The sequence below is a fragment of the Streptomyces sp. NPDC094032 genome (assembly GCF_040303965.1).
Taxonomy (GTDB): Bacteria; Actinomycetota; Actinomycetes; order Streptomycetales; family Streptomycetaceae; genus Streptomyces.
Window position 1 is genome coordinate 1 of sequence record NZ_JBEOUE010000002.1, and the last position, 26,304, is coordinate 26,304.

Here is a 26,304-nt window from a genome sequence, read left to right on the forward strand (position 1 = left end):
CCGATGTCCGGACTGCGACCTTCACTTCGCTTCGCTCGTTACGGGCGCCGCCACGTCCGGACACCTCCCTCCCCCGCTCCGGCCCCGGACCCCTCCCCGCCGTCTTCGGCTGCTCGTACACGCCCGCCCTGCGGTTCGCGCGGACCGCCTTCCAGCGGGCCAGGGTGCCTAGGGTGAAGATCGTGAGGACTGCCATGATCATTGCCTCGCCGATGGCCACGCCCCAGAACAGGCCGTAGCCCGGGAGGGTTTGGGGTGGTGTGTTCGGCCAGGCTGCGGGGAGGTCGGTGGGGGACGTCATCAGGGAGCGGACGGCCTCGGGGGTGGCCGTGAAGGTGATGCCGGGGGGCCAGGTGCCGTGGGTGAGCAGGGCGGCCAGGCCCGTTGCCGTCCAGAGGAGGACGACCAGGCCGAGGAGGAGGGCCAGGAGGCCCACCACCAGGCCGTCGGGGATGCCGCCGCCGGCCTGGTGTTCTCTGTTCGCCATGCCTCTACGCCACTGTCGACTGCGGGTCGTTCATCTGTTGTTCGATCAGGATCGCGCGTTGCTCGGTCTCCCATTCGAGTTCCGGGTCGCTGGTGGACGACTCGGTCATCGCGCGGTCGGTGTAGACGAGCGGGCGTTCTCGTTCGGTGATGAGGTGTTTGACCACTTGGACGTTGCCGTTGACGTCCCAGACCGCGATGCCGGGGGTGAGGGTCGGGATGATTTCGACCGCCCAGCGGGGTAGGCCCAGGACTCGGCCGGTGTTGCGGGCCTCGTCCGCCTTCTGGGCGTAGATGGTGCGGGTGCTTGCCATTTTGAGGATGGCTGCGGCTTCCTTTGCCGCTGCTCCGTCCACTACGTCGGAGAGGTGGTGGACGACGGCTACGAAGCTCAGGCCGAGGCGGCGGCCGAACTTCAGGAGGCGTTGGAACAGCTGGGCCACGAAGGGGCTGTTGATGATGTGCCAGGCCTCCTCGACGAGGAAGATGCGCTTCTTCCGGTCGGGGCGGATCCAGGTGTGTTCCAGCCAAACGCCGACGATCGCCATGAGGATCGGCATGGCGATGCTGTTGCGGTCGATGTGGGAGAGGTCGAAGACGATCAGGGGGGCGTCCAGGTCGATGCCGACCGTGGTCGGGCCGTCGAACATGCCTCGGAGGTCGCCGTCGACCAGGCGGTCGAGGACGAGGGCCACGTCCAGGCCCCAGGCCCGTACATCGTCTATGTCCACGTTCATCGCCTCGGCGGATTCCGCCTCGGGGTGGCGGAGTTGCTCGACGATGTCCGTGAGGATCGGCTGGCGGTCGGTGATGTGGTCGTTGACGTAGGCGTGGGCCACCTTGAGCGCGAAGCCGCTGCGCTCGTCGAGGCCGTGGCCCATCGCCACCTCGATGATCGTGCGCAGGAGGGCCAGCTGGCCCGTGGTGGTGATCGAGGGGTCGAGGGGGTTGAGGCGGATGCCGTCGTCGTTGGCGACCATCGGGTCCAGGCGGATGGGGGTTATTCCCAGCTCCTGGGCGATGAGGTTCCATTCGCCGACGCCGTCCTCGCCCTGGGCGTCCAGGACCACGACCTGGCGGTCGCGGAAGCGGAGCTGGCGCAGGACGTAGGTCTTCTCCAGGGCGGACTTTCCGTTGCCGGACTCGCCCAGGACCAGCCAGTGGGGGGCCGGGAGCTGCTGGCCGTACAGCTGGAAGGGGTCGTAGATGTACCCCTTGCCGCTGTAGACCTCGCGGCCGATGATCACGCCTGAGTCGCCGAGGCCGGGGGCCGCGGTCGGCAGGTAGACGGCCTGGGCCTGGCCCGTGGAGGTGCGTACGGGCAGGCGGGTCGTCTCGACCTTGCCGAAGAGGAAGGAGGTGAAGGCTTCGGTGAGGACGGACAGCGGATCTCGCATCGGTCTGTGCCCCTTCGGCCCTAGCGGCGGATGCCGGTCGCGAACGGCAAGGTGTTCACAAAGGCCCGGTGGTGCTCGCGGTCGCACCACTCCAGCTTCAGGTACGACTTGCCGGCGGAGGCCCTGATCGTGCGCTTGTCCCGGGCCAGGGCCTCGGGGGAGCGCGACGATACGGTGATGTACCCGACGAGGTTGACTCCCGCGGCGCCGCTGGCGAGATCTTCACCCCGCTGGTCGAGCCGGCCGTGGGCGGCGATGTCGCGGGGGTCGACGGTGCGGTTCATCTTGGCCTGCCGGGAGGCCTCCGCCTCGTCGTTGGTCTTCTCCGTGAGCATGCGCTCGATGGCGACCTCGGTGGGCTCCAGGTCCATGGTGACGGCGACCGTGCGGATGACGTCGGGGGTGTGGACCAGGAGCGGGGCGAGGAAGTTGACGCCGACGGGGGTCATCGGCCACTCCTTGACCCAGGCGGTGGCGTGGCACCAGGGGGCGCGGGTGGTGGACTCGCGGGTCTTGGCCTGGAGGTAGGTGGCCTCCATGGCGTCGAGTTCGGCCGGCCAGGCGTTGCGCTTCGTCATCGCCTGGATGTGGTCGATGGGGTGGTCCGGGTCGTACATGGAGTGCACGAGGGAGGCGAGCCGGGACTGGCCGAGGGGCTGGCGGACGCGGATGTCGGCCTCGGCGAGGCGGGCGCAGATGTCGGTGAGCTCGCGGGCCATGACGACGGCGAGGCCGGCGTCGCGGTCCAGCTTGCGGGCGCCGGAGGCGTGGCGGGCGGCGCGGGCCATGGCGTTGGCCTCGGCGGCGAGCTCGCGGTTGTAGTGCATGCAGGCGACGAGGTAGGCGCGGTGCTGCTCGCTGGAGGTGGAGACCATCGACTGGAGCTGCTCGTACGACTCCTGGAGCCAGCCGGGGGCCTGGTGGTCGCCGCGCTGGGCGACGTCCTTGGCGTGGGCGTCGGGGTCGGCGGGGAGGGTGCGGGCGAGCATCTGGAGGCGGGTGACGAAGCCGTCCCCGTTGGCGACGTGCTTGAGGAGGGTGCCGAAGCGGTCGACGAGGGCTTCCTGGTCCTCGCTGTCGCGCAGGCCGACGCCGGGTCCCTCGATCTCGATGGCGGCGGTGACGGTGCGGCGGTCGCCGTGCAGGAGGACGGCGATCTCGTCGGGGCCGAAGGGGGCGGCGAGCCAGCCGATGTGGCCGATTCCGGGGGGCGGGCCGATCTCGACCTCGCGGCCGTCGAGGCGGGTGCCGGCCTCGACGGTGCCGGAGCGGTAGGCGGTGCTCCGCTTGAGCATCCGCTTGTAGCTGCGGTTGATCTCGAACCACTTGTAGAACGTGCGGTGCTTGTACGGGACGTAGACCGCGGCCAGCGCGAGCATCGGGAAGCCCGTGAGGAGCGCGATCCGCAGGGACAGGACGGGGACGATCAGTCCGCTCATCATGCCGAGGAAGGCTCCGGCGATGATCAGCGCGATCTCGCCGGTCTCGCGGTTCTTGCCGACGATCGCGTTCGGCCGGGCGCGGCCGATGAGATACGTGCGGCGGGGCGAGACCGGCTGGGACTGGGTCGTCAACGCCCTCCACCTCCTGAGTTCTTGCTGTTGCTGCTACGGCTGGTGTGCGGGGTGCCCGCGGTGGGGCTGCCGCTGCGGGGCGGGGGCGGAGGGGTCGCTCCGGTGCCGCCTCCGCCGCCCGTGCCGCGGCTGCTGTGGGCGGCGACGCCGCCGGAGAGCGGGTTGGCGGGGCGGGCTCCGCCGCCTCCGCCGCTCTGGCCGCCGCCGTCGCCGCGGGTGCTGTGGGTCTTGATGCCCTGGGAGACGAGGGAGGCGGGGGAGGAGATGACGGCGGCCGCGGTGTTCTCGCCGGCGCGGTGCAGGCGGTTGTCGCGGGAGGCGACGATCTCGTCGCCGAAGCCGGGGACGAAGCGGTAGATCATGGCGGAGGCGAAGATCGCCAGCAGGATGATCGCGAGGCCGGACACGACGGCGGAGAAGGAGTCCGGGCCGGTGCCGGAGGAGAGGGCGCCGGCGAGTCCGAGGACGATGACGATGACCGGCTTGACCAGGATCACCGCGATCATGATGCCCGCCCAGCGGCGGACGTGGCCCCACATGTTCTTGTCGACGAGCCCGGCGTAGACGACGACGCCGAGCAGGGCGCCGACGTAGAGCAGGACGGCGCGCAGGACGAGTTCGAGGTAGAGCACGCCGGCGGCGAGGACGGTCACCAGGGAGACGATGATCAGCATGATCGGGCCGCCGCCGATGCTGTCGCCCTTCTCCAGGGCCTGCTTGAAGCTGCCGAAGAAGACGTCGGTCTGCTGGCCGGTGCCGGAGGCGATGACCTCGGTGATGGCGTCGGTGGCGCTGACGACGGTGTAGAGGATGAGCGGGGTGAAGGCGGAGGCGAGGACGGTCAGCCAGAGGAACCCGATGGCCTCGGAGAGCGCGGTGGTGAGGGGGACGCCCCGGATGGCCCGTTTGGCGACGGCCAGCAGCCAGAGGAGCAGGGTGAGGAAGGTGGCGGCGGCGAAGACGATGGCGTAGCGGCCGAGGAACTCGGTGTTGGTGAAGTCGACCTGGGCGGTCTGCTTGACGGCGGCGGAGAGGGTGTCGACCACCCAGGCGGCGGCCTTGGCACAGCCGTTGGCGAGGGAGGCGAGCGGGTCGGGGTTGGTGGTGGTGTCGGTGATGCGCGGGGGTGTGCCGCCCGATCGCTGGCCGTTCTCGCAGTACTCCCGGGCCTGGCCCACGATGAGGGCGCACGGGTTGTTGCTGGCACTGGGCGACGGCGTCGGGCTCGGCGTCGGCGTAGGTGCCGCGTACGCGCGGGAGGCGAGGAGGACGAGTGCTGCGGGGACGGTGGCCGCGCCCGCGGCCAGGGTGCGCAGGGGGGAGCGTCGGCTAGCGGGCATAGGTGAAGCCTCCGTAACCCTCGACGGCCTTGGCGATGTCGTCCGCGAGTGAGGCGCGGTTGTCGCCGTTGACGGGCGTGGGGCCCTCGGCCTGCTCCGAGCCGGTGATCTTCCAGTCGTCGCCGACCCAGCGGAGCTTCTCGGTGAGGGTGAACCACGTCGATGTGACCGGCTTGGTGGAGCCCTCGCCGGCGAGTCCCACGAGGCCGGTGGACCAGACCTCCACGGTGGCGGTGTCGCCCGTGAAGTCCTTGACCTTCGTGCCGACCGGGATCGTGCGGGAGACGAACGTCAGCCCGCTGGGGGCGGTGCCGTTGGCGTCCAGGCCGATCGCGGCCAGGAACGCGGTGGTGTACGAGGTGTCGAGGTTCCGCACCAGCGCGTCGGCGACGGCCGGGTCGTGGGTGGCCCGGACGATGCTCTCGCGCGGCCCGCGCTGGAACATGTCCACGGAGCCCAGGGCGACGGCGTAGTTGGCCGCCGCGCTCTGCGCGCCCTGCTCGTCGCGCGCGAAGCCCCCGGGGATGTCGCCGTTGCGGCCGGTCACCGGGCGGACGCCGGTGGCCGCGGTGGGGGCGCCGGAGCGGGCGGGGGTGCCGGGGGAGCCGGAGCCGGTGTCCGCCGGGGTGCCGTCGCCGCGGTTGGCGAGGGCGATGGCGGCGATCAGGAGGACCACGACACCGACGACTGCGACGAGGGAGCGGGAGCTGCGGGCGGGCGGCCGGGGCGCGCCGGTCTCGGGGAGACGGGTGCGGGTCTGGCCGTCGTGTTCGTCGCCGAGGCTCATGCGGGGTACGCCCCTTCAGCCGATCGCGGGTACGACGAAGGCCGGGCTGGCTGTTGCCGCGCGGGCGCGGCGTGGTGACTGGACATCAGGGAACGCGACCTCGGTGGTGAGAAACGGGTTAGACGGCCATCCCGTACACGATGGTGAAGAGCGTTCCCAGGGACCCGATGATGAAGACGCCGGTCAGACCGGCCACGATCAGGCCCTTGCCCTGTTCCGCGCTGAAGGTGTCGCGCAGCGCGGTCGCGCCGATGCGCTGCTTGGCGGCTCCCCAGATGGCGATGCCGAGACAGAGCAGGATGGCCACGGCCATCACGACCTCGATCATCACCTTGGCCTCGGCGCCCAGGCTCCCGAAAGGCCCCCAGTTCGGGGCGATTCCACCGATGATGGTGGTGATGTCGCCCTTCTCGGCCGCCAGGTACATGTAACTCACCGCCCCTGTTGGGTAGTTCGTCGCCCGTGCCGGACGGCATGGGTCGTCGCCCTATCTTCGCTGATGAAACCGCTCGCGTGTGACGGCTTGACAGCTCTCTTTACCCGATCACCGCACATCTGACCGATCTGACCGTCTTGACCTGCGACGGTGCGGCCGGTTTGTATGCGAAGACGCGTATGGTCACTCTGTGTATCACGGAGGGTGACTCCGGGCAATGATTGTCGTTGTGGCACCTTTGGGGCCGCGTCGGAGTCGTTGTGGGGGTCGGTGAGGGGGGTCGCGCCTAGACTGGCGCGGCGGGGCGTACTGCCAGGATCCGAGGGGTGGTTGACGGTGCGTAAGGCGCGCGGGGCGTGGCTGGTGACCGGTGGGGCGCTCGGTGTCTGCCTCAGCTTTGTCGTCCTGATCGTCGTCGGGACCTACTCCGCGGCCGCCGGGCTGATCGGCGGCGCGGGGGCCGGGCGGAACGGGACCGTGGCGCTCGCGAAGGGGGCCGTGCCCGCCGCGTACCAGGGTCTGGTGCAGAAGTGGGGCAATCTCTGCCCGGCGATCAACCCGGCGCTGCTCGCCGCGCAGCTCTACCAGGAGAGCGGCTGGAATCCGACCATCGTCTCGCCGGCCAACGCCCGGGGCATCGCCCAGTTCATCCCCGGCACCTGGGCCGGGCACGGCATCGACGGGGACGGGGACGGGGACCGGGACGTGTGGGACCCGGCGGACGCGATCCCGTCGGCCGCCTCGTACGACTGCGAGCTCGCCGGGTACGTGAAGGACGTGCCGGGGGACCCCACCAACAACATGCTGGCCGCGTACAACGCCGGGGCCTACCGGGTCATCCGGTCCGGCGGGGTGCCGAGGATCAGTGAGACGCAGAACTACGTGCGGATCATCCGCTCGCTGGAGAAGAGCTTCGCCCGCCCGGTGGGCCGGGTCGATCCCTCGCGGCAGGCGGCCGGCGCGATCTACTACGCGCAGCAGAAGCTGGGCACGCCGTATCTGTGGGGCGGTACGGGCACGGCGGCGCAGAATGGCCGGTTCGACTGCTCGGGGCTCACCCAGGCCGCGTACCAGGAGGTCGGGATCGAGCTGCCGCGCGTGGCCAACGACCAGTACAACGCCGGGCCGCACCCGGGCCGCGACGAGCTGCTGCCGGGGGACCTGGTCTTCTTCTCCGACGACCTGACCAATTCGCGTGCCATCAGGCACGTCGGGATCTACGTGGGCGGCGGTTACATGATCGACGCCCCGCGCACCGGGGCGGTGATCCGTTTCGACCGGATCGACACGCCCGACTACTTCGGGGCGACCCGAGTGACGAAGGACGGGGCGGCGGCGCTGCCGACCGGGCTTCCTCAGTAGGGGCGGCGCGGCCGGGGCCTGGCCGGAACTCTCCGTCGGGCCACGGTCCTGAGCTGCGACGACCCGTCACCTTTCGATAACGTCCTCGTGATCTTGGGCGGAGAGCGGAACGCTGCCTTCGGGTGGATCGTTCACCGATCCGACCACTCCGACCACGGGGGTTGGACACCCACACACAGCAAGGGGCCGCAGCAGATGGCTGGACTCGCATCGGACGGTTCGAACCCCGATGTCAGCCTGCTCTACGACATCAACGGGCTGGCGAAGGCCGCCCCGTCGTGGTTCGACCGCGTCATGGGCTTCGTGGGCGAGTACGGCATCATGCTCGGCCTCGTCCTCGTGGCGCTCGGCTGCTGGTGGAGCGTCCGCCGGCGCGGCACCCCCGCCGACTCGGTCGCCGGGCTCGCGGCGCTGATCTGGGCCCCGCTCGCGGCCGGTGTCGCGCTGCTGATCAACATCCCGATCCGCGGGTTCGTCGAGCGGCCCCGGCCGTTCAACGACCACCAGGGCCTCGAAGTCCTCGTCCAGGGCAAGACCGACTTCTCCTTCGTCAGCGACCACGCCACCATGGCGATGGCCATCGCCGTCGGGGTCTTCGTCGCCCACCGCAGGTTCGGCCTCGCCGCCATCGGCCTCGCCCTCGTCGAGGGCTTCTGCCGCGTCTACATGGGCGTGCACTACCCGACCGACGTCGTCGGCGGCCTCGCGCTCGGCACCGCCGTCGCGCTGCTCCTCGCGCCCCCGGCGCTCGCCCTGCTCACCCCGGTCGTCGCCGCCGTCGCCCGCTCCCCGCGCGGTGCCCGGCTGGTCCGCTCCCGGCGCGCCGCCGAGCATCTGCCGGTGGCCGAAACCGTCGGTATGCCGGAGTCCCGGCTCGGCTCCGGGGAACGGGACCTCGCCGCCTAGGGGAGCCCTTCAGGGCCGGGAGGGGAGCCCTTCAGGGCTGACGGACGCCAGGTGCTCCGCCGCGTCCGTGCGGGCCCGCTCACGTGATCTGCGGGCCGGGCCCCGCCAGCCGCAGCTGCACCGGGCCGTCGCGAACGAGCCGCGTTCCGTGGTCTCCGTGTGATGCACGCCCACCACCGTACTGCGCGTGACGGGCCGCCCCGACCGTCGTTATCCGGACGGGTGGGACCCGGACGGACAACGGTACGGCGTTGGGGGTTGGCAGGCGATGGTGGTGCGGAACGGACGCTCGGGCGGGGCGTGGGCCGCCGCCGCGGCGCTGCTGGGGACGGTGGCCGCCGGCGGGTGCGCGGCCCCTCAGGACGACGGCGCGGAGCCGGGCGGTGATCCGGCGCAGGCCGTGCGCGGCGCGGCCGAGGCGCTGACCCGGGCCGGCTCGTCCCGGGCGAGCACCTCCCTGGAGATGGCCTCCGGCGGCACCCGCGTCACCATCCGGGGCGAGGGCGGCTACGACTTCCGCCGCCGCAGCGGCACCCTCCAGGTGATCCTCCCCAAGGACGCCGCCGGGGAGAGCGAGCACCGGCCCATCACCGAGCTGCTGGCGCCCGGCGCGCTCTATATGAAGAACCGGGGCGCGGGCGTCCCCGCCGACAAGTGGGTACGGGTCGACACCACCACCCTCGACGACGGCAATCTGGTCACCGGCGGCGCCACCGACCCGGCCGCCGCCGCCGAGCTGCTGCGCGGCGCCCGCACGGTGGCGTACGTGGGCGAGGTCGACCTCGCCGGGGTCAAGGTCCGCCACTACCGGGGCGTCACCGACATCGCCGAGGCCGCCCGGCAGGCCTCCCCGCAGGTGCGCGGGGCGCTGGCCGCCGCGGCGAAAGGGTTCACCACGGACACGGTGCCCTTCGACGCGTATCTGGACGGGGAGGGGCTGCTGCGCAAGGTGCGGCACCAGTTCAGCTTCAGCAATCAGGGGCGTACGGTCGCGGTCGCGTCGACCACGCTGCTGTACGGGTTCGGGGCGCGGGTGACGGTGACGCTGCCGGACCACGAGGACATCTACGCCGGGAGGATCAAGGCCTGAGGGGCCTCGGGACGGGCCCGTGCCGGGCCCCCGCCGTGGCCATCGCCAAATGGTCCGGACGTGTCATGTGCGGTCCGTAGGGCGCTCCCTACGCTGGGAGACCGACGCCGGCAGGAAGAGGTGAATGCGCATGGCTCCGCCGCCCGCTACCGCGACCGCGCTCAGCGACCCCGAGCGCATCGCCCTGGCCGAGATCGAACTGTGCGGTGACCTGATCATCGCGGCCTCGACGGCCGCCGAGGAGCGGCTGAGCGCCGACCGCATCGACGAGGTGCTCCGGGTCGACGCGGGGCGCGCCCACTAGGACGGGCCCCCGGGGCGCTGGGCGCCCGCGCGGGGCCGCTCGGCGCGCGTGGGGCGCCGGGGTCCCCGCACGGGGCCGCTCAGGTGCGCATCATGCGGGCGATGGCCTTGGTGGCCTCCTCGACCTTGGCCTCGATCTCGTCGCCGCCCTTGGTCGCCGCGTCCGCCACGCAGTGGCGCAGGTGCTCCTCCAGGAGCTGGAGCGCGAAGGACTGCAGGGCCTTCGTGGAGGCCGAGACCTGGGTGAGGATGTCGATGCAGTAGACGTCCTCGTCGACCATGCGCTGGAGGCCGCGGATCTGCCCCTCGATGCGGCGCAGCCGCTTGAGGTGCTCGTCCTTCTGCTTGTGGTATCCGTGCACGCCGTGGTCGTGGTCCGTGCCGGCGACGGGGGCGTGCTCGGCCGCCGGGTCGGCCGTGGCCTCAGGGGTGAGCTGGTCCGCCTCGGTGGTCGTCATCGCGTCCTCCCGTTGTCCAGAAAGGGTGGGTATACCCCTCGTGGGTATATGGTACCGATCCCCGCGTGAACGGTGCGGGCCCCGTGCAGATCACTGTGCCTGATGGAGGACACTGAAGGGACGCCGGTTAGCCGTGGCCGGATGATGCGCCTAGCATCAGCCTGACCGAAACCCAGCACCCCGAGGACCCCACGTGCGATTTCGTCTGACCCCCAGGGAGACGAGCTTCTACGACATGTTCGCCGCGTCCGCGGACAACATCGTCACGGGCGCCAAGCTCCTGATGGAACTGCTCGGAGCGGACGCCTCCGCCCGGGCCGAGATCGCGGAACGGATGCGGGCAGCGGAGCACGCCGGCGACGACGCGACCCACGCCATCTTCCACCAGCTGAACTCCTCGTTCATCACGCCGTTCGACCGCGAGGACATCTACTCCCTCGCGTCCTCCCTCGACGACATCATGGACTTCATGGAGGAGGCCGTCGACCTGGTCGTCCTCTACAACATCGAGGAACTGCCCAAGGGCGTCGAGCAGCAGATCGAGGTGCTGGCCCGGGCCGCCGAGCTCACCGCCGAGGCCATGCCGAACCTGCGGACCATGGCCAACCTCACCGAGTACTGGATCGAGGTCAACCGGCTGGAGAACCAGGCGGACCAGATCCACCGCAAGCTGCTCGCGCACCTCTTCAACGGCAAGTACGACGCCATCGAGGTGCTGAAGCTCAAGCAGGTCGTGGACGTCCTGGAAGAGGCGGCCGACGCCTTCGAGCACGTGGCCAACACGGTGGAGACCATCGCGGTCAAGGAGTCCTGAGCTTCGTGGACACCTTCGCTCTGATCGTGACCATCGGTGTCGCGCTCGGCTTCACGTATACGAACGGCTTCCACGACTCCGCCAACGCCATCGCCACCTCGGTGTCGACCCGGGCGCTGACGCCCCGGGCCGCGCTCGCGATGGCCGCGGTCATGAACCTGGCGGGCGCGTTCCTCGGCAGCGGGGTCGCCAAGACCGTCAGCGAGGGCCTGATCGAGACCCCGCACGGCGACAAGGGGATGGGCATCCTCTTCGCCGCGCTGGTCGGCGCGATCATCTGGAACCTGGTCACCTGGTACTTCGGGCTGCCGTCCTCCTCCTCGCACGCCCTGTTCGGCGGCATGGTGGGCGCGGCGCTCGCGGGTGGCACGGAGGTCATCTGGTCGGGCGTGCTCGACAAGGTCGTCATCCCGATGTTCGTCTCGCCGGTGGTCGGCCTCGTCGCCGGTTACCTGGTCATGTGCGTGATCCTGTGGCTCTTCCGCAAGGCCAACCCGCACAAGGCCAAGCGCGGCTTCCGTATCGCGCAGACCGTCTCGGCGGCCGGCATGGCCCTCGGCCACGGTCTCCAGGACGCGCAGAAGACCATGGGCATCGTGGTGATGGCCCTGGTCATCGCCGATGTGCAGCAGCAGGGCGACGACATCCCGGTCTGGGTGAAGATCGTCTGCGCCACGATGCTCTCGCTCGGCACGTACGCGGGCGGCTGGCGGATCATGCGGACCCTCGGCCGCAAGATCATCGAGCTGGACCCGCCGCAGGGCTTCGCCGCGGAGACCACCGGCGCCTCGATCATGTTCGGCTCGGCGTTCCTGTTCCACGCGCCGATCTCCACCACCCACGTCATCACCTCGGCGATCATGGGTGTGGGCGCCACCAAGCGCGTCAACGCGGTGCGCTGGGGCGTCGCCAAGAACATCGTCCTCGGCTGGTTCATCACGATGCCGGCGGCGGCCCTGGTGGCCGCGCTGAGCTACTACGTGGTGGCGCTGTTCTTCGGGTAGTACCCGTACGGAATGTGGTTGGGCCCGGCTCCCCTGGGGGAGCCGGGCCCTTTCGTGTCGTACGGCGGCACCGCCATGCAGCGCCGTACGACGTGTTTATCCGAAGCGGCCGGAGATGTAGTCCTCGGTCGCCTGGACGCTCGGGTTGGAGAAGATGCGCTCGGTGTCGTCCAGCTCGATCAGCTTGCCCGGCTGGCCCACGGCCGCCAGGTTGAAGAAGGCGGTACGGTCCGAGACGCGGGCGGCCTGCTGCATGTTGTGCGTCACGATGACGATCGTGAAGCGCTCCTTGAGCTCGCCGATCAGGTCCTCGATGGCGAGGGTCGAGATCGGGTCGAGGGCCGAGCAGGGCTCGTCCATCAGCAGGACGTCGGGCTCGACCGCGATGGCGCGGGCGATGCACAGGCGCTGCTGCTGGCCGCCGGAGAGGCCGGAGCCCGGCTTGTTGAGGCGGTCCTTGACCTCGTTCCAGAGGTTGGCGCCCTTGAGGGAGCGCTCGACGATCTCGGCCAGCTCGGCCTTCTTGTAGCTGCCGTTCAGCCGCAGGCCCGCCGCCACGTTGTCGAAGATCGACATGGTGGGGAAGGGGTTGGGGCGCTGGAACACCATGCCGACCGTGCGGCGCACCGCGACCGGGTCGACGTTGGCGCCGTACAGGTTCTCGTCGTCCAGCATCACCTTGCCCTCGACGCGGCCACCGGGGGTGACCTCGTGCATGCGGTTCAGGGTGCGCAGGAAGGTGGACTTGCCGCAGCCGGACGGGCCGATGAAGGCCGTCACGGAGCGGGGCTCGACGGTCATGGAGATGTCGTCGATCGCCTTGTGGTTGCCGTAGTAGGCGGAGAGGCCGCTGACATCGATTCGCTTGGCCATATCAATTCACTTCCAGGGTGGTCGCGGTCAGCGGCCGGTCTTGGGGGCCTTCCAGCGGGCGATGCCGCGGGCCACCATGTTGAGGATCATGACGAAGGCGATCAGGACGAGTGCCGCTGCCCAGGCGCGGGCCACGGCGGCGTCGGTGCCGACCGCGTACTGCTCGTACACGTAGAGCGGCAGGGAGGACTGGGCGCCTTCGAAGGGGTTCGGGTTGATGAGCTTCGTACCGAACACGAGGAGGAGTACGGGGGCCGTCTCACCGGTGATGCGGGCGACCGCGAGCATGACGCCCGTGGTGATGCCGCCGATCGCGGTGGGCAGGACCACCTTCAGGATCGTGCGCCACTTGGGGACACCGAGCGCGAGGGAGGCCTCGCGCAGCTCGTTCGGGACCAGCTTCAGCATCTCTTCGGTGGAGCGGACGACGACCGGCATCATCAGGATCGCGAGGGCCATCGCGCCGGCGAACCCGGAGGGCCCGAAGCCCAGCATCAGGTTCCAGGTGGCGAGGATGAAGAGGCCCGCGACGATCGAGGGGATGCCCGTCATGACGTCGACGAAGAAGGTGACCGCCTGGGCCAGCCTCCCGCCGCCGTACTCGACCAGGTAGACCGCGGTGAGCAGGCCGATGGGCGCGGCGATCGCCGTCGCGATGGCGACCTGCTCGATGGTGCCGAGCAGCGCGTGGTAGAGCCCGCCGCCGGCCTCGGCGTCGAGGACGCCGTTCATCGAGTGGGTGAGGAAGTACGGGTCGAGGACTTCCAGGCCCTTGCTGATGGTGACCCAGCCGAGCGAGAGCAGCGGGACCACGGCGAGGACGAAGCAGACCCAGACGAGGCTGGTCGCGACGCGGTCCTTGGCCTGGCGGGAGCCCTCCACCTTGGTGGTGATCCCGTAGGTGGCCAGGACGAAGAGCAGCGCGGAGATCAGGCCCCACTGGACCTTGCTGTGCCAGCCGGCGGCGAGGCCGATGCCGCAGCCCGCGGCGATCGAGCCGACGGCGACGGCGGCGGGGGTCCAGCGCGGGAGCCGGGCGTGCGAGAGGGAGCGGCGCGGGCCGGCCGTGGCCACCGGGCGTTCCTGTATGGCGTGGCTCATGCGTTCGCCCCCGAGTACTCCTTGCGGCGCGCGATGATCATGCGTGCGGCGCCGTTGACCAGCAGGGTGATGACGAAGAGGACGAGACCCGAGGCGATCAGGGCGTCCCGGCCGAACTCGTTGGCCTCGTTGAACTTCGCGGCGATGTTCTGCGCGAAGGTGCCGCCGCCCGGGTCGAGCAGGTGGCCCGAGAGCACGAAGCTGGGGGAGAGGACGACGGCGACGGCCATCGTCTCGCCGAGGGCGCGGCCGAGGCCGAGCATCGAGGCGGAGATGATGCCGGAGCGGCCGAAGGGCAGCACCGACATGCGGACGACCTCCCAGCGCGTGGCGCCGAGGGCGAGCGCGGCCTCCTCGTGCATCCGCGGGACCTGGAGGAAGACCTCGCGGGTCACGTTGGTGATGATCGGGAGGATCATGATCGCCAGCAGGATGCCGACGGTGAACATGTTGCGGGCGACGCCGTCGCTGGACTTGTCGAAGATGTACGTCCAGCCCAGGTACTGGTCGAGCCACTTGTTGAGGCCGTCCAGGTACGGGACGAGGAAGATCGCGCCCCACAGGCCGTAGATGATGCTGGGCACGGCGGCGAGCAGGTCGACCACGTACGCGAGCGGCTTGGCCAGCTTGCGCGGGGCGTAGTGCGAGATGAACAGCGCGATGCCGATCGCGACGGGGACGGCGATCGCCATGGCGATCACCGAGGACACGACCGTGCCGAAGGCGAGGACCGCGATGCCGAAGACCGGCGGGTTCGCGGCGGGGTTCCACTCGAAGGTCGTGAAGAAGTTGGTGGAGTCCTGCGAGATCGCGAGGACGGCGCGGTACGTGAGGAAGACCGCGATGGCGGCCATGATCACGAGGAGCGTGATGCCGGAGCCGCGGGACAGACCGCTGAAGACGCGGTCCCCGGCGCGGCCCACGCTCTTGGCGCGGCGGCTGCTCCGTATGTCGGGTGTGTCGGGTGTTGTCGTAGCCATCTGCTTCTCCGGTCTGCGGAGCCGGTACGGGGGGCGTACGGGCTCCTGGCGGCGGTGCACCGGATGCCGGGTCCGGCCCCTCCACGGGAGGTGAGGGGCCGGACCCGGTCGGGGGTCAGGACAGGGTGGGGACGATCTCGCGGACCTTGGCCGCGATCTCGGCCGGGAGCGGGGCGTAGCCGGCGTCGGAGAGGACCTTCTGGCCCTCCTCGCTGGCGGTGTAGTTCAGGAAGGCCTTCAGGGTCGGCAGGGTGTCCGCCTTGTTGCCCTTGTCGCAGGCGATCTCGTACGTGACCAGGGTGATCGGGTAGGCGCCCTCGGCCTTGGTGGTGTAGTCGAGGGAGAGGGCCAGGTCGCTGCCGGTGCCCTTGACCTTGGCGGCGGCGATGGCCTTGGAGGCGTTCTCCGTGGTGGCCGCGACCGGGGCGGAGGCGCCGGTGTTGATGCTGACCGTGGAGATCTTGTTGGCGGTGGCGTACGAGAGCTCGAAGTAGCCGATGGAGCCCTCGGCGTCCTTGACCGCGGTGGCGACACCGGAGGAGCCGTTGGCGGCCTGGCCACCGGGGGCGGGCCACGACTTCGTCTTCGGGTCGTACTTCCAGTCGGCCTTCGCGGTGGCCGAGAGGTACTTGCCCAGGTTCTGGGTGGTGCCCGACTCGTCCGAGCGGTGGAAGGCCTGGATGGTGGAGTCCGGCAGCTTGGCGCCCGGGTTCAGCTTGGCGATGGCCGGGTCGTTCCACTTGGTGATCTTCGTGTCGAAGATCTTGGCCAGGGTGGGGGCGTCCAGGACGAGGTTGTCCACGCCGTCCAGCTTGTAGCCGATGGCGATGGGGCCGCCGACCATCGGCAGGTTGATGCCCTTGCCGCCGGTGCAGATCTTCTGCGACGCCGCGACCTCTTCGTCCTTGAGGGCGGAGTCGGAGCCGGCGAAGGTGACCTGGCCCTGGTTGAACTTGGTGATGCCACCACCCGAGCCGATGGCCTGGTAGTTGACCTCGACGCCCGAGCAGGCGGCCTGGAAGTTCTTGACCCAGAGGTCCATCGCGTTCTTCTGCGCGCTGGAGCCGGCGGCGAGGAGCTGGCCCTTGGCACCGTCGCACTTGACGTTCGACGCGGCGGCGGCGGAGGTCTTGCCGCCGTCCTTGGTGGGCTCGGTGTTGTTGTCCGAACCACACGCCGAGAGGACGAGCGCGCCGGAGACGACGAGGGCACCGATCGCGGAGGCGCGAAGCCCGTTTCGCGAAAGCTTCACTTGTGGGTGTTCCTTCCAGAAGCCGCCTGGCGTGGACCTTGCTGTCCTGGACGTTCTACGGCGGCGTGTGTCGGGGTGGTGGGTGCCTGGGCTGTGCCGTGCACCTTGTACAGCCGAAATTAGGCAGAACAGGTGAAGCGGTCGACGGGAGAGGGTGAACGGGAAGTGAACCGTGCCAGAAGGTGAGGTGCGGTCCGTTATCTGGCCGTTGCCGAAAGCAGTGCGTCGAGGAGCTCGCGGTCGCGCTGCTGGGTGAGCCGTACGCGGGCGGCGGCGGGGGACAGCCATATGAGGGCGTCGACCTCGCGGGAGGGGGCGAAGGCGCCGGAGAGGGCCCGCGCGGCCCAGTAGCTGACCTCCTTCGGCTCCCCGTTCACCGGGTAGTGGAGGGTGGGGAGGCGGGCGCCCAGCTCGCAGGAGTGGCCGGTCTCCTCCCGTACCTCGCGCAGCGCGCACTCCCGGAGCGTCTCGTCGCGCTTCAGCTTGCCCTTCGGGTGCGACCAGTCGCCGTACTTCGGCCGGTGGACCAGGGCGATCTCCACGCCCCCGCCCTCCTCGGCCGGGCGCCACAGGACGCAGCCCGCGGCGAGGATCACGGGACGCCCGCCGTCACGCGGGACCAGGCCCGCTGGAAGGTGAAGCGGGAGGCCTCGACGTCGTGGCGCTGGTCGGCGTGGAGGACGCCCAGGGCGTACGCGGTGGCCGGGGCGATGCGCGGGGTGCGGGCGGCCGCGGCGGCCGCGGCGGCGGCTTCGGCGGCGTCGCGGTGGCGGTCCAGGGCGCGCCCGGCCTCGTACAGGAGCGGGTCCGGTTCGGCGCCGGGGTGCAGGACCTCGGCGGCGTAGCGGTGCAGCCGGAGCAGGGCGCGGGTGTGGTGCCAGGGGGCGTCCTGGTTCTCGCCGGCGGCCAGGGCGAGGGCCTCGGCGTTGTACGGGTGGGCCGCCCGGGTCAGCGGGAGGGCGGCGACCGCGTCGAGGAGGCGGGCTTCGACGACCGCGGCGGGGGCGTCCAGGACGTCGGGGGCCGGGGCGGCGCCGGCCGGGCCCAGCGGGACCTCGGAGGCGAGCAGGGCGACGGCGTCGGCGACGGCGTGGAAGCGGGCGGAGCCCAGGGCCTGGAGGGCGGCGGAGTGGGCGCGGGTGCGGCCGAGGGTGAGCTGGCGTTCGAGGAGGGCGCCGGCGCGGGCGGCGCCCACGGTGAGGCCGGGCGCCGAGCTCTCCGTACGGCGTGCGGTGGGCACCAGGCCCGCGCCGCCGCTCGACAGGCGGGACAGGGCGTCCACCAGCCGGACGAGCCGGGAGGTGCAGGCGTGCTCCAGGGCGAGGGTGCCGGAGAGCCAGGCCAGCTCGGTGCGGAGCTGGTCGGCCCAGGCGGGGTCGAGGAGCGGGCGGAAGGTGTGCAGGGTCCCGCTGATGCGGCGGGCGGCGGCCCGCAGCGTACGGGTGGCCTGCTCGGCGCCCGCGGTGTCGGCGCCGCTGTCGCCGTGCAGCCGCAGGCCGCGGAGGAAGTCCGCGGCCCGCGCGTGCAGGTAGGGGGTGAGCACCTCGCCGGCCGAGACCTCGGCCGAGACCTCGGAGGTGATGTCAGGGTTGTGCACGCCGGCGCCTCCGCGCGTCGATGAGCATCTCCTGGACGTGCCGCAGCGGCTGGCCTTCGGGATCGGTCGCGTGCCGCGTCCAGTTCCCGTCCGGGCCGAGGTGCCAGGAGGAGGTGGTGTCGGACATCCCGGTCTCCAGGAGCCGGGTCAGAGCGGCCCGGTGGGCGGGGTCGGAGACCCGTACGAGGGCCTCGATCCGCCGGTCCAGGTTGCGGTGCATCATGTCGGCGCTGCCGAGCCAGACCTCGGGTTCGCCGCCGTTGCCGAAGGCGAAGACCCGGGAGTGCTCCAGGAAGCGGCCGAGGATCGAGCGGACCCTGATGTTCTCGGAGAGGCCTTCGACGCCGGGGCGTACGGCGCAGATGCCGCGGACCCAGATGTCGACGGGGACGCCGGCCTGGGAGGCCCGGTAGCAGGCGTCGATGACGGCCTCGTCGACCAGCGAGTTGACCTTGATCTTGACGTAGGCGGGCCGCCCGGCGCGGTGGTGGGCGACCTCCTTGTTGATCCGGGAGACCAGGCCGTCGCGGAGCGACTTGGGGGCGGTGAGCAGCCGGCGGTAGGTCTCGCGGCGGGAGTAGCCGGAGAGCCGGTTGAACAGGTCGGAGAGGTCGGCGCCGACCTGCGGGTCTGCGGTGAGCAGGCCGAGGTCCTCGTAGAGCCGGGCGGTCTTGGGGTGGTAGTTGCCGGTGCCGACGTGCGAGTAGCGGCGCAGGACCTCGCCCTCCTGGCGTACCACCAGGGAGAGCTTGCAGTGGGTCTTGAGGCCGACCAGGCCGTAGACGACGTGGCAGCCGGCCTCCTCCAGCTTGCGGGCCCACTTGATGTTGGCCTGCTCGTCGAAGCGGGCCTTGATCTCGACGAGGACGAGGACCTGCTTGCCGGACTCGGCGGCGTCTATGAGGGCGTCGACGATCGGGGAGTCGCCGGAGGTGCGGTACAGCGTCTGCTTGATCGCGAGGACGTCCGGGTCGGCCGCCGCCTGCTCCAGGAAGGCCTGGACGGAGGTCGAGAAGGAGTCGTACGGGTGGTGGAGGAGCACGTCCCGCTCGCGGACCGCGGCGAAGATGTCGGGCGCGGAGGCGGACTCGACCTCGGCGAGGTCGCGGTGGGTGCCGGCGACGAACTTGGGGTACTTCAGCTCGGGCCGGTCGAGGGAGGCGATGCGGAAGAGGCCGGTGAGGTCGAGCGGGCCGGGCAGCGGGTAGACCTCGGCATCGGAGATCTTCAGCTCGCGGACGAGCAGATCGAGGACGTACGGGTCGATGGACTCCTCGACCTCCAGGCGCACCGGCGGCCCGAAGCGGCGGCGCATGAGCTCCTTCTCCAGGGCCTGGAGCAGGTTCTCGGCGTCGTCCTCCTCGACCTCCAGGTCCTCGTTCCTGGTCACCCGGAACATGTGGTGGGCGAGCACCTCCATGCCGGGGAAGAGCTCCTCCAGATGCGCGGCGATGACGTCCTCCAGCGGGACGTAGCGCTCGGGGGAGGCCTCCAGGAAGCGGGAGAGCAGCGGCGGGACCTTGACGCGGGCGAAGTGGCGGTGGCCGCTGACGGGGTTGCGGACCACGACCGCGAGGTTCAGGGAGAGGCCGGAGATGTACGGGAAGGGGTGCGCCGGGTCCACGGCCAGCGGGGTGAGGACCGGGAAGATCTGCTGCCGGAACAGGGTGAAGAGGCGGGCCTGCTCCTTCTCGGTGAGTTCGGGCCAGCGGATGAGGTGGATGCCCTCGTCGGCGAGGGCCGGGGCGACGTCCTGCTGGTAGCAGGCGGCGTGCCGGGCCATGAGCTCGCGCGAGCGGGTCCAGATCAGGTCGAGGACCTCGCGGGGCTGGAGGCCGGAGGCGGAGCGGGTGGCGACGCCGGTGGCGATGCGGCGCTTGAGGCCGGCCACGCGGACCATGAAGAACTCGTCGAGGTTCGACGCGAAGATCGCGAGGAAGTTCGCCCGTTCGAGGAGGGGCGTGTGGGGGTCCTCGGCGAGTTCGAGCACCCGCTCGTTGAAGGCGAGCCAGCTGCGCTCCCGGTCGAGGAAGCGGCCCTGGGGCAGCTCCCCGGCGCTGTCGTCGTCCTCGTACGCGTCGAGATCGGCGTCCAGGTCGGGTTCCAGGTCGCTCGTGGCGGCGCCGTTGACGGCGTGCGGCCGGTGAGCGGCTATGGACCCCAGGGACGGCTGGGCGGCCGACTTCGGGGTGGCCTTCGCGGACGGCTGGACCGGGACCTCGGGCTGCTGGCTCATGGTCCCATTCTTCCGCGCGAAGGGCTGGTGGGGCGCGTCGGAGCGGGCCGTGGGGGAGGGGAGTCTCCCCTTGGGAAGAGCGGACACGGAGCGCTTCATTGCGTGAGCGTCGCAAGCGCGTCTGAATGGCCGGTAACGGGGACGTGTCCTCCGGGAATCGGGGGCGGGGCCGCATGGGCCCCGCCACCGGCGCTTCCGCGGAGGGGGTCAGGACTCCGTGCGGTACATCAGGTCGACCTCGTGGGTCCGGAAGCCGAGACGCTCGTAGACCGTCACGGCGGCCGTGTTGTCGGCGTCCACGTACAGCATCGCGGTCGGCAGGGTCTGGGCCGCCAGGTGGCGCAGTCCGGTCGTCGTCAGGGCCTTGCCGAGGCCGCCGCCCTGGGCGTCGGGCAGCACGCCGACGACGTAGACCTCGCCGAGCTGCTCCTCGGGGTGGACCTTGGTCCAGTGGAAGCCGACGAGCCGGCCGTCCTTCTCCGCGAGGAAGAAGCCCTTCGGGTCGAACCACGGCTCGGCCATCCGGTCGTCCAGGTCCCGCTGGGTGAGCGAGCCCTGTTCGGGGTGGTGGGCGAAGGCGGCCGCGTTGACCGCGAGCCAGGCCGTGTCGTCCTGGCCGGGCGCGAAGGTGCGGATGGTGACGCCTTCGGGCAGCACCGGCTCCGGGATGTCCAGCGGCACCAGCGGGCGGCGCAGCTGGCGGAGTTCGCGGAAGAGGGTCAGGCCGAGGACCTGGGCGAGGTGGCGGGCGGCGGACTTGCCGCCGTGCGCCCACACCCGCAGCCGCTTGCCGGAGGCGTCGAGCAGGGCGGTGCCGAGCGCCCGGCCGTGGCCGCGGCCGCGGTGCGAGGGGTGGACGACCAGCTCGGCCGCGGGGGCCTCGACGGGGTCGGTCTCCTCCAACTGGGCGTATCCGTAGAGGTGGGAGCCGACCGTGAGGAGGAAGTGGCGGACGCCCGCGCGGCGGCCGTGGCGCAGATAGAGCCGGCCCTGTTCGGACACGGCGTGCATGCCGTCGGCGCGGTCGGCGGCCTCCAGGAGGTCGAGGACCGCCGTGACCTGCTCGGGGTTCAGTTCTTCGTAACTGGTGATCTGCCGTCCCGGTTCAAGGGCCGGCGCCGCGTCGGAAGTCATGGTGACGAGCCTACGGCCGGGGTGTGTCGTCGGGGGGCAGATCAATGGCAACCAGCTCGTAACCAGCCAACCCCTGTTGCGCTACGCGCGTTGACTCTAGGCTGCGGCTCGCAGGACAGATCGGGATTCAAGGGGAGCGGATGGCAGCGAAGCGGTCGAAGCAGAACAGGACGGGGCGGCGGATTCTCGTCGCCGGAGCGGGACTGGCCACCATCGGTGCGCTCGTCGCCGCCATTCCGGCCGGTGCCTCGCAGGACGACGTGAGCGCGGACGGCGCGTCGTACAGCACGAACGGCAAGGGCTGGGGGCGGATGGTCGACGTCCAGCTGCTCTCGTTCAACGACCTCCACGGCAACCTGGAGCCCCCGGCCGGTTCCTCCGGCCAGGTCACGCGGACCAACCCGGACGGCACCACCACGAAGGTCGACGCCGGTGGTGTCGAGTACCTGGCGACGCACCTGCGCCAGGCCCGTGAGGGGAATCGTTACTCCATCACGGCCGCCGCCGGTGACCTGATCGGCGCCTCGCCGCTGCTCTCGGGCCTCTTCCACGACGAGCCCACCATCGGCGCGCTCAACGAGCTGGACCTCGACGTCACCTCGGTGGGCAACCACGAGTTCGACGAGGGCGCGCGCGAGCTGGCCCGGATGCAGAACGGCGGCTGTCACCCGACCGCCGGCTGTTTCGTCGAGGGCAAGAAGTTCGAGGGCGCCGACTTCCCGTACCTCGCGGCCAACGTGACGAACGAGAAGACCGGCAAGCCGCTGCTCGACCCGTACTTCATCTGGGAGAAGGACGGCGTCAAGATCGGCTTCATCGGTGTGACCCTGGAGGGCACTCCGAACGTCGTCACCGCCGAGGGCGTCAAGGGCCTGAAGTTCGGCGACGAGGTCGAGACGATCAACAAGTACACGAAGGTCCTGGAGCGCAAGGGCGTCAAGTCCATCGTCGCCCTGGTCCACGAGGGCGGCATGCCGGCCTCGTCCTCGTACAACTACAACTGCGACGGTGACGGCGACGGTGAGGGCGAGGGCGTCTCCGGCGCGATCGTCGACATCGCGAAGAACGTGTCGCCGCAGGTCGACGCGCTGGTCACCGGCCACACCCACCAGGCCTACGTGTGCAGCATCCCCGACCCGTCGGGCAAGCCGCGCCTGGTCACCTCGGCGTCCTCGTTCGGCAAGCTGTACACGGACACCACGCTGACCTACGACCGCCGCACCAAGGACATCGTCCGCACCGCGGTCGCCTCGGCCAACCACGTCGTGACGCGTGACGTCCCGAAGGCCGCGGACCTCACCAAGCTGATCGACGACTGGAAGGCGCTGGCCGCCCCGGTCGCCAACCGCCCGCAGGGCTACATCGCCGCCGACATCAACGGCCGCGGCTCCACGGCGTACGAGAAGCCGCTCGGCGACCTGATCGCCGACGCGCAGCTCCAGGGCCTGTCCCCGGCGGACAAGGGCGGCGCCCAGCTGGCCTTCATGAACCCCGGCGGCATCCGCTCCGACCTCGTCTACAAGGCGTCCGGCGCCGAGGGCGACGGCGTGGTGACCTACGGCGAGTCCTTCACCGTGCAGCCCTTCACCAACATGATGAACGTGGTCGACCTCTCCGGCGCGAACGTCATCGCCGCGCTGAAGCAGCAGGTCAGCGGCTCGAACCTGAACTCGGTGAAGATCCTCCAGATCTCCAAGGGCCTCACCTACACGCTCGACATGACCAAGACGGGCGCGGACCGCGTCGTCGACGGCTCGATCAAGCTGAACGGCGAGGCGATCGACCCCTCGAAGACCTACCGCGTCGCGATGAACGAGTTCCTCGCGGGCGGCGGCGACGGCTTCCCGGCCCTCGCCACGGGCACCAACAAGCTGGTCGGCGCCTCGGACCTGGACGTCTTCAACGCCTACCTGGCGGCGAACTCCTCGGCGACCGCGCCGCTGGCGGTGCCGGCGGCGGACCGGATCACGGTCGTGAAGTAGTCCTTACGGAGTAGGGGAGGGGCGGTGTCCGCGGTGGCGGGCGCCGCCCCTTCCGTGTGCCGGGACACCGGGTCCGTACGCACTATGGCGGGAGCATGTCAACCCCTGCCATAGTGCCGCCCATGGACCGACGACTGGACAGGCGACTGGACCGACGACTGGACCGACGACGCTTTCTCGCGGGCGCCGCCGCGGCCTCCGGCGCCCTGCTCCTGGGGGCTCCCTCCGCCCGGGCGGCCGGCGCCCTCGGGACGCAGGACTGGATGGCAGGACACGGCGACGCCACCCCGCTCCAGAGGCTCACGATCCCCGGCACCCACGACTCCGGGGCGCGCTACGGCGGGCTCTGGACCGAGTGCCAGAACACCACCGTCGCGCAGCAGCTGGACAGCGGGATCCGCTTCCTGGACGTGCGGTGCCGGGTGACCGGGGGGTCGTTCGCGATCCACCACGGGGCCTCGTACCAGAATCTGATGTTCGGCGACGTCCTCGGCGCCTGCTGGGACTTCCTCGCCGCGCACCCGACCGAGACCGTCCTGATGCGGGTCAAGCAGGAGTACTCGACCGAGTCCGACGCCGTGTTCCGCGCGGTCTTCGACGACTACCTCGACCAGCGCGGCTGGCGGCCCCTGTTCCGTATCGGCGACGGCGTCCCCACGCTCGGGGAGGCCCGCGGCCGGGTCGTGCTCCTCGCCGACAACGGCGGACTGCCCGGACTGCGGTGGGCCGACGGTACGTACTTCGACGTGCAGGACGACTACCAGGCCGAGCCCTTCGCGAAGTGGCCCAAGATCCAGGGGCAGTTCCGCAAGGCGGCCACCCAGCCCGGCCGCTTCTACGTCAACTTCGTCTCCACCGCGGCCGGCCTCCCGCCCCGGTGGAACGCCGACCGGCTCAATCCGCAGGTGCACTCGCTCCTCGACGGCGAGGGCGCCGGCTGGAAGGGGCTCGGGATCGTGCCGATCGACTTCCCCAACACCCGCTCAGGACTGGTCGAGTCCCTCATCCGGCACAACTGAGCCGTCCGCCGCCGGTGCCGGAGGCGGCGGGGTCGGGGCGCCCGGCAGCCGGACCGTCGCCACCGTGCCGCCGCCCTCCGCCGGGGTCAGCCCGACCGTGCCGCCCGCCTGGCCGATCGTCCGGGCCACGATCGACAGACCGAGCCCCGACCCCGGCAGGCTGCGCGCAGACGGCGAGCGCCAGAAGCGGTCGAAGACGTGCGGGAGCTCGTCCGCCGGGATGCCGGGGCCGTGGTCCCGCACGGTCAGCTCGCCGCGCATCAGGGTCACCTCGATCGTCCCGCGCGGCGGCGAGAACTTCACCGCGTTGTCCAGGACGTTCACCAGCGCCCGCTCCAGACCCGCCTGCTCCGCCCGTACGTACCAGGGCGCCAGGTCCGTCACGAAGGTCAGCTCCGGGCCGCGAAGCCGCGCCCGGTCGAGCGCGGTGCGCAGGATCGTGTGCAGCGGCACCACCTCCAGCGGGCCGCGGGCCGCCGCGTCGGGCCGGGACAGCTCCTGGAGGTCGCCGATCAGCGCCGACAACTCCGTCATCTGCGCCTTCACCGAGGCCATCAGGGCCCGCCGGTCCTCCGGCGGCAGCGCACGGCCGGTCTGGTCGCTGCGGGCCAGCAGCTCGACGTTGGTCCGCAGCGAGGTGAGCGGGGTGCGCAGCTCGTGGCCGGCGTCCGCGATCAGCTGCGCCTGCCGGTCCCGGGAGGTCGCGAGCGCGGCCGTCATCGCGTTGAAGGAACGCGAGAGCCGGGCGATCTCGTCCTCGCCCTCGACCGGGATCCGGACCGTCAGGTCCTCGGTCGCCGCCACGTGCTCGACCGCCCCGGTCAGCCGGTGCACCGGCTCCAGACCGGTCCGCGCCACCCACAGGCCGGCCGCCCCGGCGCCGACCACACCGATGCCGGAGACGAGCAGCAGCACCCAGGCCAGCGTGGACATCGAGTTGTCGATCTCGTACGTGGGGCGGGCGACGGAGACCGCGACCGGCTGCGAGATCGGCTGCCGGATCAGGTTCATGGGGTACGTGTAGACCCGCATCTCCGTGCCGTCGGCGGCGTTCGTCGTGTGCAGCGCGGAGGAGAGCCGGCCCTGGGCCACGGCCGTGTCCGAGGCCTGCGCGGGGATCGGCGAACTGCCGGTGGAGCAGAGGACCTCGCCCTCCGTCGACACGATCTGGAGGGTCGGGCCGCCGCGCGGCGCGGGCGGCTGCCGGGTCTGGGTGGTCGTGCCGCAGGAGCTCAGCAGCTTCTGGGCGTCCTGCGGGGTGAGCTGCGCCGAGCGCAGCGAGTCGTCCAGCTCGGCCTCCAGCTGGGCCCGGGTCACGAACCAGCAGGCCACCGAGACCGCCGCCACCGCGACCGCCACGGCGAGCGCCGTGAGGAGCGCGAGCCGGGAGCGCAGCGGCCGCGAGCGGAACCAGGTCACCGGGCTGGTCACTCCGCGCCTCCGCCGCGCAGCACATAGCCGACCCCGCGCACGGTGTGCACCAGGCGCGGCTCGCCGCCCGCCTCGGTCTTGCGGCGCAGGTACATCACGTACACGTCCAGCGAGTTGGAGCTCGGCTCGAAGTCGAAGCCCCACACGGCCTGGAGGATCTGCTCACGGGTGAGCACCTGACGGGGGTGCGCGAGGAAGAGTTCGAGCAGGGTGAACTCGGTGCGGGTCAGCTCCACCGGGCGCCCGCCCCGGCTCACCTCGCGGGTGGTCAGGTCCATCCGCAGGTCCTCGAAGGACAGCACGTCGCCCTCGGGCCGCGGCCCGGCCTGCGGCGCCGCGTACGAGCTGCGCCGCAGCAGCGCGCGGATCCGGGCGAACAGCTCGTCCAGCTCGAAGGGCTTCACCAGGTAGTCGTCCGCGCCCGCGTCGAGCCCGGTGACCCGGTCGCCGACGGTGTCGCGGGCGGTCAGCATCAGGATCGGCACGGTCGAGCCGGAGGCCCTGATGCGGCGGGCCGCGGTCAGGCCGTCCATGCGGGGCATCTGGACGTCGAGGACGACCAGATCGGGCGCGTACGACTCCATCTTGGCGAGCGCGTCGAGCCCGTCGACGGCGTCCTCGGTCCCGTACCCCTCGAACGCGAGGCTGCGGCGCAGGGCCTCCCGTACGGCGGGCTCGTCGTCGACGATGAGGATGCGTTCGGCGCGTTCGGCTTCGTTCTGCTGGCCAGTCATGGGGTCAG

At 71.0% G+C, this 26,304-nt stretch carries 24 protein-coding genes and 1 pseudogene; 8 read left to right on the plus strand and 17 right to left on the minus strand.

Features of this window, described 5'->3' with window-relative positions; all coding sequences use genetic code 11:
* The 6 genes and pseudogenes from ABTZ54_RS02885 to ABTZ54_RS02910 form a co-directional block, all read right to left on the minus strand.
* Window positions 1–487: pseudogene (locus ABTZ54_RS02885) on the minus strand (hypothetical protein); the annotation flags it as partial.
* Between the two features lie 4 nt (window positions 488–491).
* Window positions 492–1,883 carry an ATP-binding protein gene (locus ABTZ54_RS02890; RefSeq protein WP_351656496.1) on the minus strand — a complete coding sequence of 464 codons (1,392 nt, stop codon included), beginning with the start codon at window positions 1,881–1,883 and terminating at the stop codon, window positions 492–494.
* 20 nt (window positions 1,884–1,903) lie between these two features.
* On the minus strand, window positions 1,904–3,457 hold the full coding sequence (locus ABTZ54_RS02895; RefSeq protein ID WP_351656501.1) for an SCO6880 family protein: 1,554 nt from the start codon (window positions 3,455–3,457) through the stop codon (window positions 1,904–1,906).
* The gene (locus ABTZ54_RS02900) at window positions 3,454–4,797 is read right to left on the minus strand and encodes a hypothetical protein (RefSeq protein WP_351656503.1); all 1,344 of its coding nucleotides are present in this window, start codon (window positions 4,795–4,797) and stop codon (window positions 3,454–3,456) included. The genes ABTZ54_RS02895 and ABTZ54_RS02900 overlap by 4 nt, the downstream gene beginning before the upstream one ends.
* Window positions 4,787–5,584 carry a hypothetical protein gene (locus ABTZ54_RS02905; RefSeq protein WP_351656506.1) on the minus strand — a complete coding sequence of 266 codons (798 nt, stop codon included), beginning with the start codon at window positions 5,582–5,584 and terminating at the stop codon, window positions 4,787–4,789. The genes ABTZ54_RS02900 and ABTZ54_RS02905 overlap by 11 nt, the downstream gene beginning before the upstream one ends.
* Before the next feature lie 118 nt (window positions 5,585–5,702).
* Complete coding sequence (locus ABTZ54_RS02910) at window positions 5,703–6,011, minus strand: DUF8827 family protein (RefSeq protein WP_046908545.1); 309 nt, start codon at window positions 6,009–6,011, stop codon at window positions 5,703–5,705.
* A gap of 345 nt (window positions 6,012–6,356) precedes the next feature.
* On the opposite strand from ABTZ54_RS02910, the gene ABTZ54_RS02915 reads away from it, so the two are divergent.
* The 4 genes from ABTZ54_RS02915 (at window position 6,357) to ABTZ54_RS02930 (ending at window position 9,682) form a co-directional block, all read left to right on the plus strand.
* Window positions 6,357–7,382 (plus strand): C40 family peptidase, encoded by a 1,026-nt coding sequence (locus ABTZ54_RS02915; RefSeq protein WP_502997186.1) that lies wholly within the window; start codon window positions 6,357–6,359, stop codon window positions 7,380–7,382.
* A gap of 195 nt (window positions 7,383–7,577) precedes the next feature.
* Window positions 7,578–8,288, plus strand: coding sequence for a phosphatase PAP2 family protein (locus tag ABTZ54_RS02920; protein ID WP_351656511.1), 711 nt, complete (start codon window positions 7,578–7,580; stop codon window positions 8,286–8,288).
* Between the two features lie 268 nt (window positions 8,289–8,556).
* Window positions 8,557–9,378 carry an SCO4651 family lipoprotein gene (locus ABTZ54_RS02925; RefSeq protein ID WP_351656514.1) on the plus strand — a complete coding sequence of 274 codons (822 nt, stop codon included), beginning with the start codon at window positions 8,557–8,559 and terminating at the stop codon, window positions 9,376–9,378.
* A gap of 124 nt (window positions 9,379–9,502) precedes the next feature.
* Window positions 9,503–9,682 (plus strand): hypothetical protein, encoded by a 180-nt coding sequence (locus ABTZ54_RS02930; protein ID WP_351656517.1) that lies wholly within the window; start codon window positions 9,503–9,505, stop codon window positions 9,680–9,682.
* Window positions 9,683–9,761: 79 nt separating this feature from the next.
* Here ABTZ54_RS02930 and ABTZ54_RS02935 read toward each other — a convergent pair whose 3' ends face one another.
* Window positions 9,762–10,139, minus strand: a complete 378-nt coding sequence (locus ABTZ54_RS02935; RefSeq protein WP_351656520.1) for a metal-sensitive transcriptional regulator — start codon at window positions 10,137–10,139, stop codon at window positions 9,762–9,764.
* A gap of 193 nt (window positions 10,140–10,332) precedes the next feature.
* Between ABTZ54_RS02935 and ABTZ54_RS02940 the strand changes: the two genes are divergently transcribed.
* Window positions 10,333–10,953 carry a DUF47 domain-containing protein gene (locus tag ABTZ54_RS02940; protein ID WP_351656523.1) on the plus strand — a complete coding sequence of 207 codons (621 nt, stop codon included), beginning with the start codon at window positions 10,333–10,335 and terminating at the stop codon, window positions 10,951–10,953.
* Window positions 10,954–10,958: 5 nt separating this feature from the next.
* A complete protein-coding gene (locus ABTZ54_RS02945) occupies window positions 10,959–11,957 on the plus strand; it encodes an inorganic phosphate transporter (RefSeq protein ID WP_351656526.1) in 999 nt (332 codons plus the stop codon).
* A 96-nt stretch (window positions 11,958–12,053) separates the two neighbouring features.
* Here ABTZ54_RS02945 and pstB read toward each other — a convergent pair whose 3' ends face one another.
* The 8 genes from pstB to mshD all read right to left on the minus strand — a co-directional run bounded on the left by pstB (window position 12,054) and on the right by mshD (window position 21,130).
* Complete coding sequence (gene pstB, locus ABTZ54_RS02950; RefSeq protein ID WP_351656529.1) at window positions 12,054–12,830, minus strand: phosphate ABC transporter ATP-binding protein PstB; 777 nt, start codon at window positions 12,828–12,830, stop codon at window positions 12,054–12,056.
* A 27-nt stretch (window positions 12,831–12,857) separates the two neighbouring features.
* Complete coding sequence (gene pstA / locus ABTZ54_RS02955; protein ID WP_351656532.1) at window positions 12,858–13,931, minus strand: phosphate ABC transporter permease PstA; 1,074 nt, start codon at window positions 13,929–13,931, stop codon at window positions 12,858–12,860.
* Window positions 13,928–14,911 carry a phosphate ABC transporter permease subunit PstC gene (gene pstC / locus ABTZ54_RS02960; RefSeq protein ID WP_351656534.1) on the minus strand — a complete coding sequence of 328 codons (984 nt, stop codon included), beginning with the start codon at window positions 14,909–14,911 and terminating at the stop codon, window positions 13,928–13,930. The genes pstA and pstC overlap by 4 nt, the downstream gene beginning before the upstream one ends.
* A gap of 115 nt (window positions 14,912–15,026) precedes the next feature.
* Entirely contained in the window at window positions 15,027–16,163 is a 1,137-nt protein-coding gene (pstS, locus tag ABTZ54_RS02965) for a phosphate ABC transporter substrate-binding protein PstS (RefSeq protein ID WP_351656537.1), read from the minus strand.
* A 197-nt stretch (window positions 16,164–16,360) separates the two neighbouring features.
* Window positions 16,361–16,759: an NUDIX hydrolase gene (locus ABTZ54_RS02970; protein WP_351656540.1), complete on the minus strand. Its 399-nt coding sequence runs from the start codon at window positions 16,757–16,759 to the stop codon at window positions 16,361–16,363.
* Window positions 16,756–17,760 carry a CHAD domain-containing protein gene (locus ABTZ54_RS02975; protein WP_351656543.1) on the minus strand — a complete coding sequence of 335 codons (1,005 nt, stop codon included), beginning with the start codon at window positions 17,758–17,760 and terminating at the stop codon, window positions 16,756–16,758. Before ABTZ54_RS02975 ends, ABTZ54_RS02970 begins: the two co-directional genes overlap by 4 nt.
* Window positions 17,747–19,996, minus strand: a complete 2,250-nt coding sequence (locus ABTZ54_RS02980; RefSeq protein WP_351656546.1) for an RNA degradosome polyphosphate kinase — start codon at window positions 19,994–19,996, stop codon at window positions 17,747–17,749. Before ABTZ54_RS02980 ends, ABTZ54_RS02975 begins: the two co-directional genes overlap by 14 nt.
* Window positions 19,997–20,203: 207 nt before the next feature.
* A complete protein-coding gene (gene mshD, locus ABTZ54_RS02985; RefSeq protein ID WP_351656549.1) occupies window positions 20,204–21,130 on the minus strand; it encodes a mycothiol synthase in 927 nt (308 codons plus the stop codon).
* A 140-nt stretch (window positions 21,131–21,270) separates the two neighbouring features.
* On the opposite strand from mshD, the gene ABTZ54_RS02990 reads away from it, so the two are divergent.
* Window positions 21,271–23,112: a bifunctional metallophosphatase/5'-nucleotidase gene (locus ABTZ54_RS02990; RefSeq protein ID WP_351656552.1), complete on the plus strand. Its 1,842-nt coding sequence runs from the start codon at window positions 21,271–21,273 to the stop codon at window positions 23,110–23,112.
* A gap of 122 nt (window positions 23,113–23,234) precedes the next feature.
* Window positions 23,235–24,131 (plus strand): phosphatidylinositol-specific phospholipase C, encoded by an 897-nt coding sequence (locus tag ABTZ54_RS02995; RefSeq protein WP_351656555.1) that lies wholly within the window; start codon window positions 23,235–23,237, stop codon window positions 24,129–24,131.
* On the opposite strand, the gene ABTZ54_RS03000 is transcribed toward ABTZ54_RS02995, so the two are convergent.
* Complete coding sequence (locus ABTZ54_RS03000; protein ID WP_351656558.1) at window positions 24,096–25,562, minus strand: sensor histidine kinase; 1,467 nt, start codon at window positions 25,560–25,562, stop codon at window positions 24,096–24,098. The two genes, ABTZ54_RS02995 and ABTZ54_RS03000, sit on opposite strands and share 36 nt — an antisense overlap.
* A complete protein-coding gene (locus ABTZ54_RS03005; protein ID WP_351656560.1) occupies window positions 25,559–26,296 on the minus strand; it encodes a response regulator transcription factor in 738 nt (245 codons plus the stop codon). The genes ABTZ54_RS03000 and ABTZ54_RS03005 overlap by 4 nt, the downstream gene beginning before the upstream one ends.
* Window positions 26,297–26,304: the final 8 nt, after the last annotated feature.

Coding starts and splice junctions, on each gene's coding strand:
- ABTZ54_RS02980 (WP_351656546.1), bottom strand. CDS start 19,996: ATGAGCCAGCAGCCCGAGGTCCCGGTCCAGCCGTCCGCGAAGGCCACC.
- ABTZ54_RS02990 (WP_351656552.1), top strand. CDS start 21,271: ATGGCAGCGAAGCGGTCGAAGCAGAACAGGACGGGGCGGCGGATTCTC.
- pstC (WP_351656534.1), bottom strand. CDS start 14,911: ATGGCTACGACAACACCCGACACACCCGACATACGGAGCAGCCGCCGC.
- ABTZ54_RS02925 (WP_351656514.1), top strand. CDS start 8,557: ATGGTGGTGCGGAACGGACGCTCGGGCGGGGCGTGGGCCGCCGCCGCG.
- ABTZ54_RS02935 (WP_351656520.1), bottom strand. CDS start 10,139: ATGACGACCACCGAGGCGGACCAGCTCACCCCTGAGGCCACGGCCGAC.
- ABTZ54_RS02995 (WP_351656555.1), top strand. CDS start 23,235: ATGGACCGACGACTGGACAGGCGACTGGACCGACGACTGGACCGACGA.
- ABTZ54_RS02905 (WP_351656506.1), bottom strand. CDS start 5,584: ATGAGCCTCGGCGACGAACACGACGGCCAGACCCGCACCCGTCTCCCC.
- pstB (WP_351656529.1), bottom strand. CDS start 12,830: ATGGCCAAGCGAATCGATGTCAGCGGCCTCTCCGCCTACTACGGCAAC.
- mshD (WP_351656549.1), bottom strand. CDS start 21,130: ATGACTTCCGACGCGGCGCCGGCCCTTGAACCGGGACGGCAGATCACC.
- ABTZ54_RS03005 (WP_351656560.1), bottom strand. CDS start 26,296: ATGACTGGCCAGCAGAACGAAGCCGAACGCGCCGAACGCATCCTCATC.
- ABTZ54_RS02910 (WP_046908545.1), bottom strand. CDS start 6,011: ATGTACCTGGCGGCCGAGAAGGGCGACATCACCACCATCATCGGTGGA.
- ABTZ54_RS02900 (WP_351656503.1), bottom strand. CDS start 4,797: ATGCCCGCTAGCCGACGCTCCCCCCTGCGCACCCTGGCCGCGGGCGCG.
- ABTZ54_RS02930 (WP_351656517.1), top strand. CDS start 9,503: ATGCGCATGGCTCCGCCGCCCGCTACCGCGACCGCGCTCAGCGACCCC.
- ABTZ54_RS02890 (WP_351656496.1), bottom strand. CDS start 1,883: ATGCGAGATCCGCTGTCCGTCCTCACCGAAGCCTTCACCTCCTTCCTC.
- pstA (WP_351656532.1), bottom strand. CDS start 13,931: ATGAGCCACGCCATACAGGAACGCCCGGTGGCCACGGCCGGCCCGCGC.
- ABTZ54_RS02920 (WP_351656511.1), top strand. CDS start 7,578: ATGGCTGGACTCGCATCGGACGGTTCGAACCCCGATGTCAGCCTGCTC.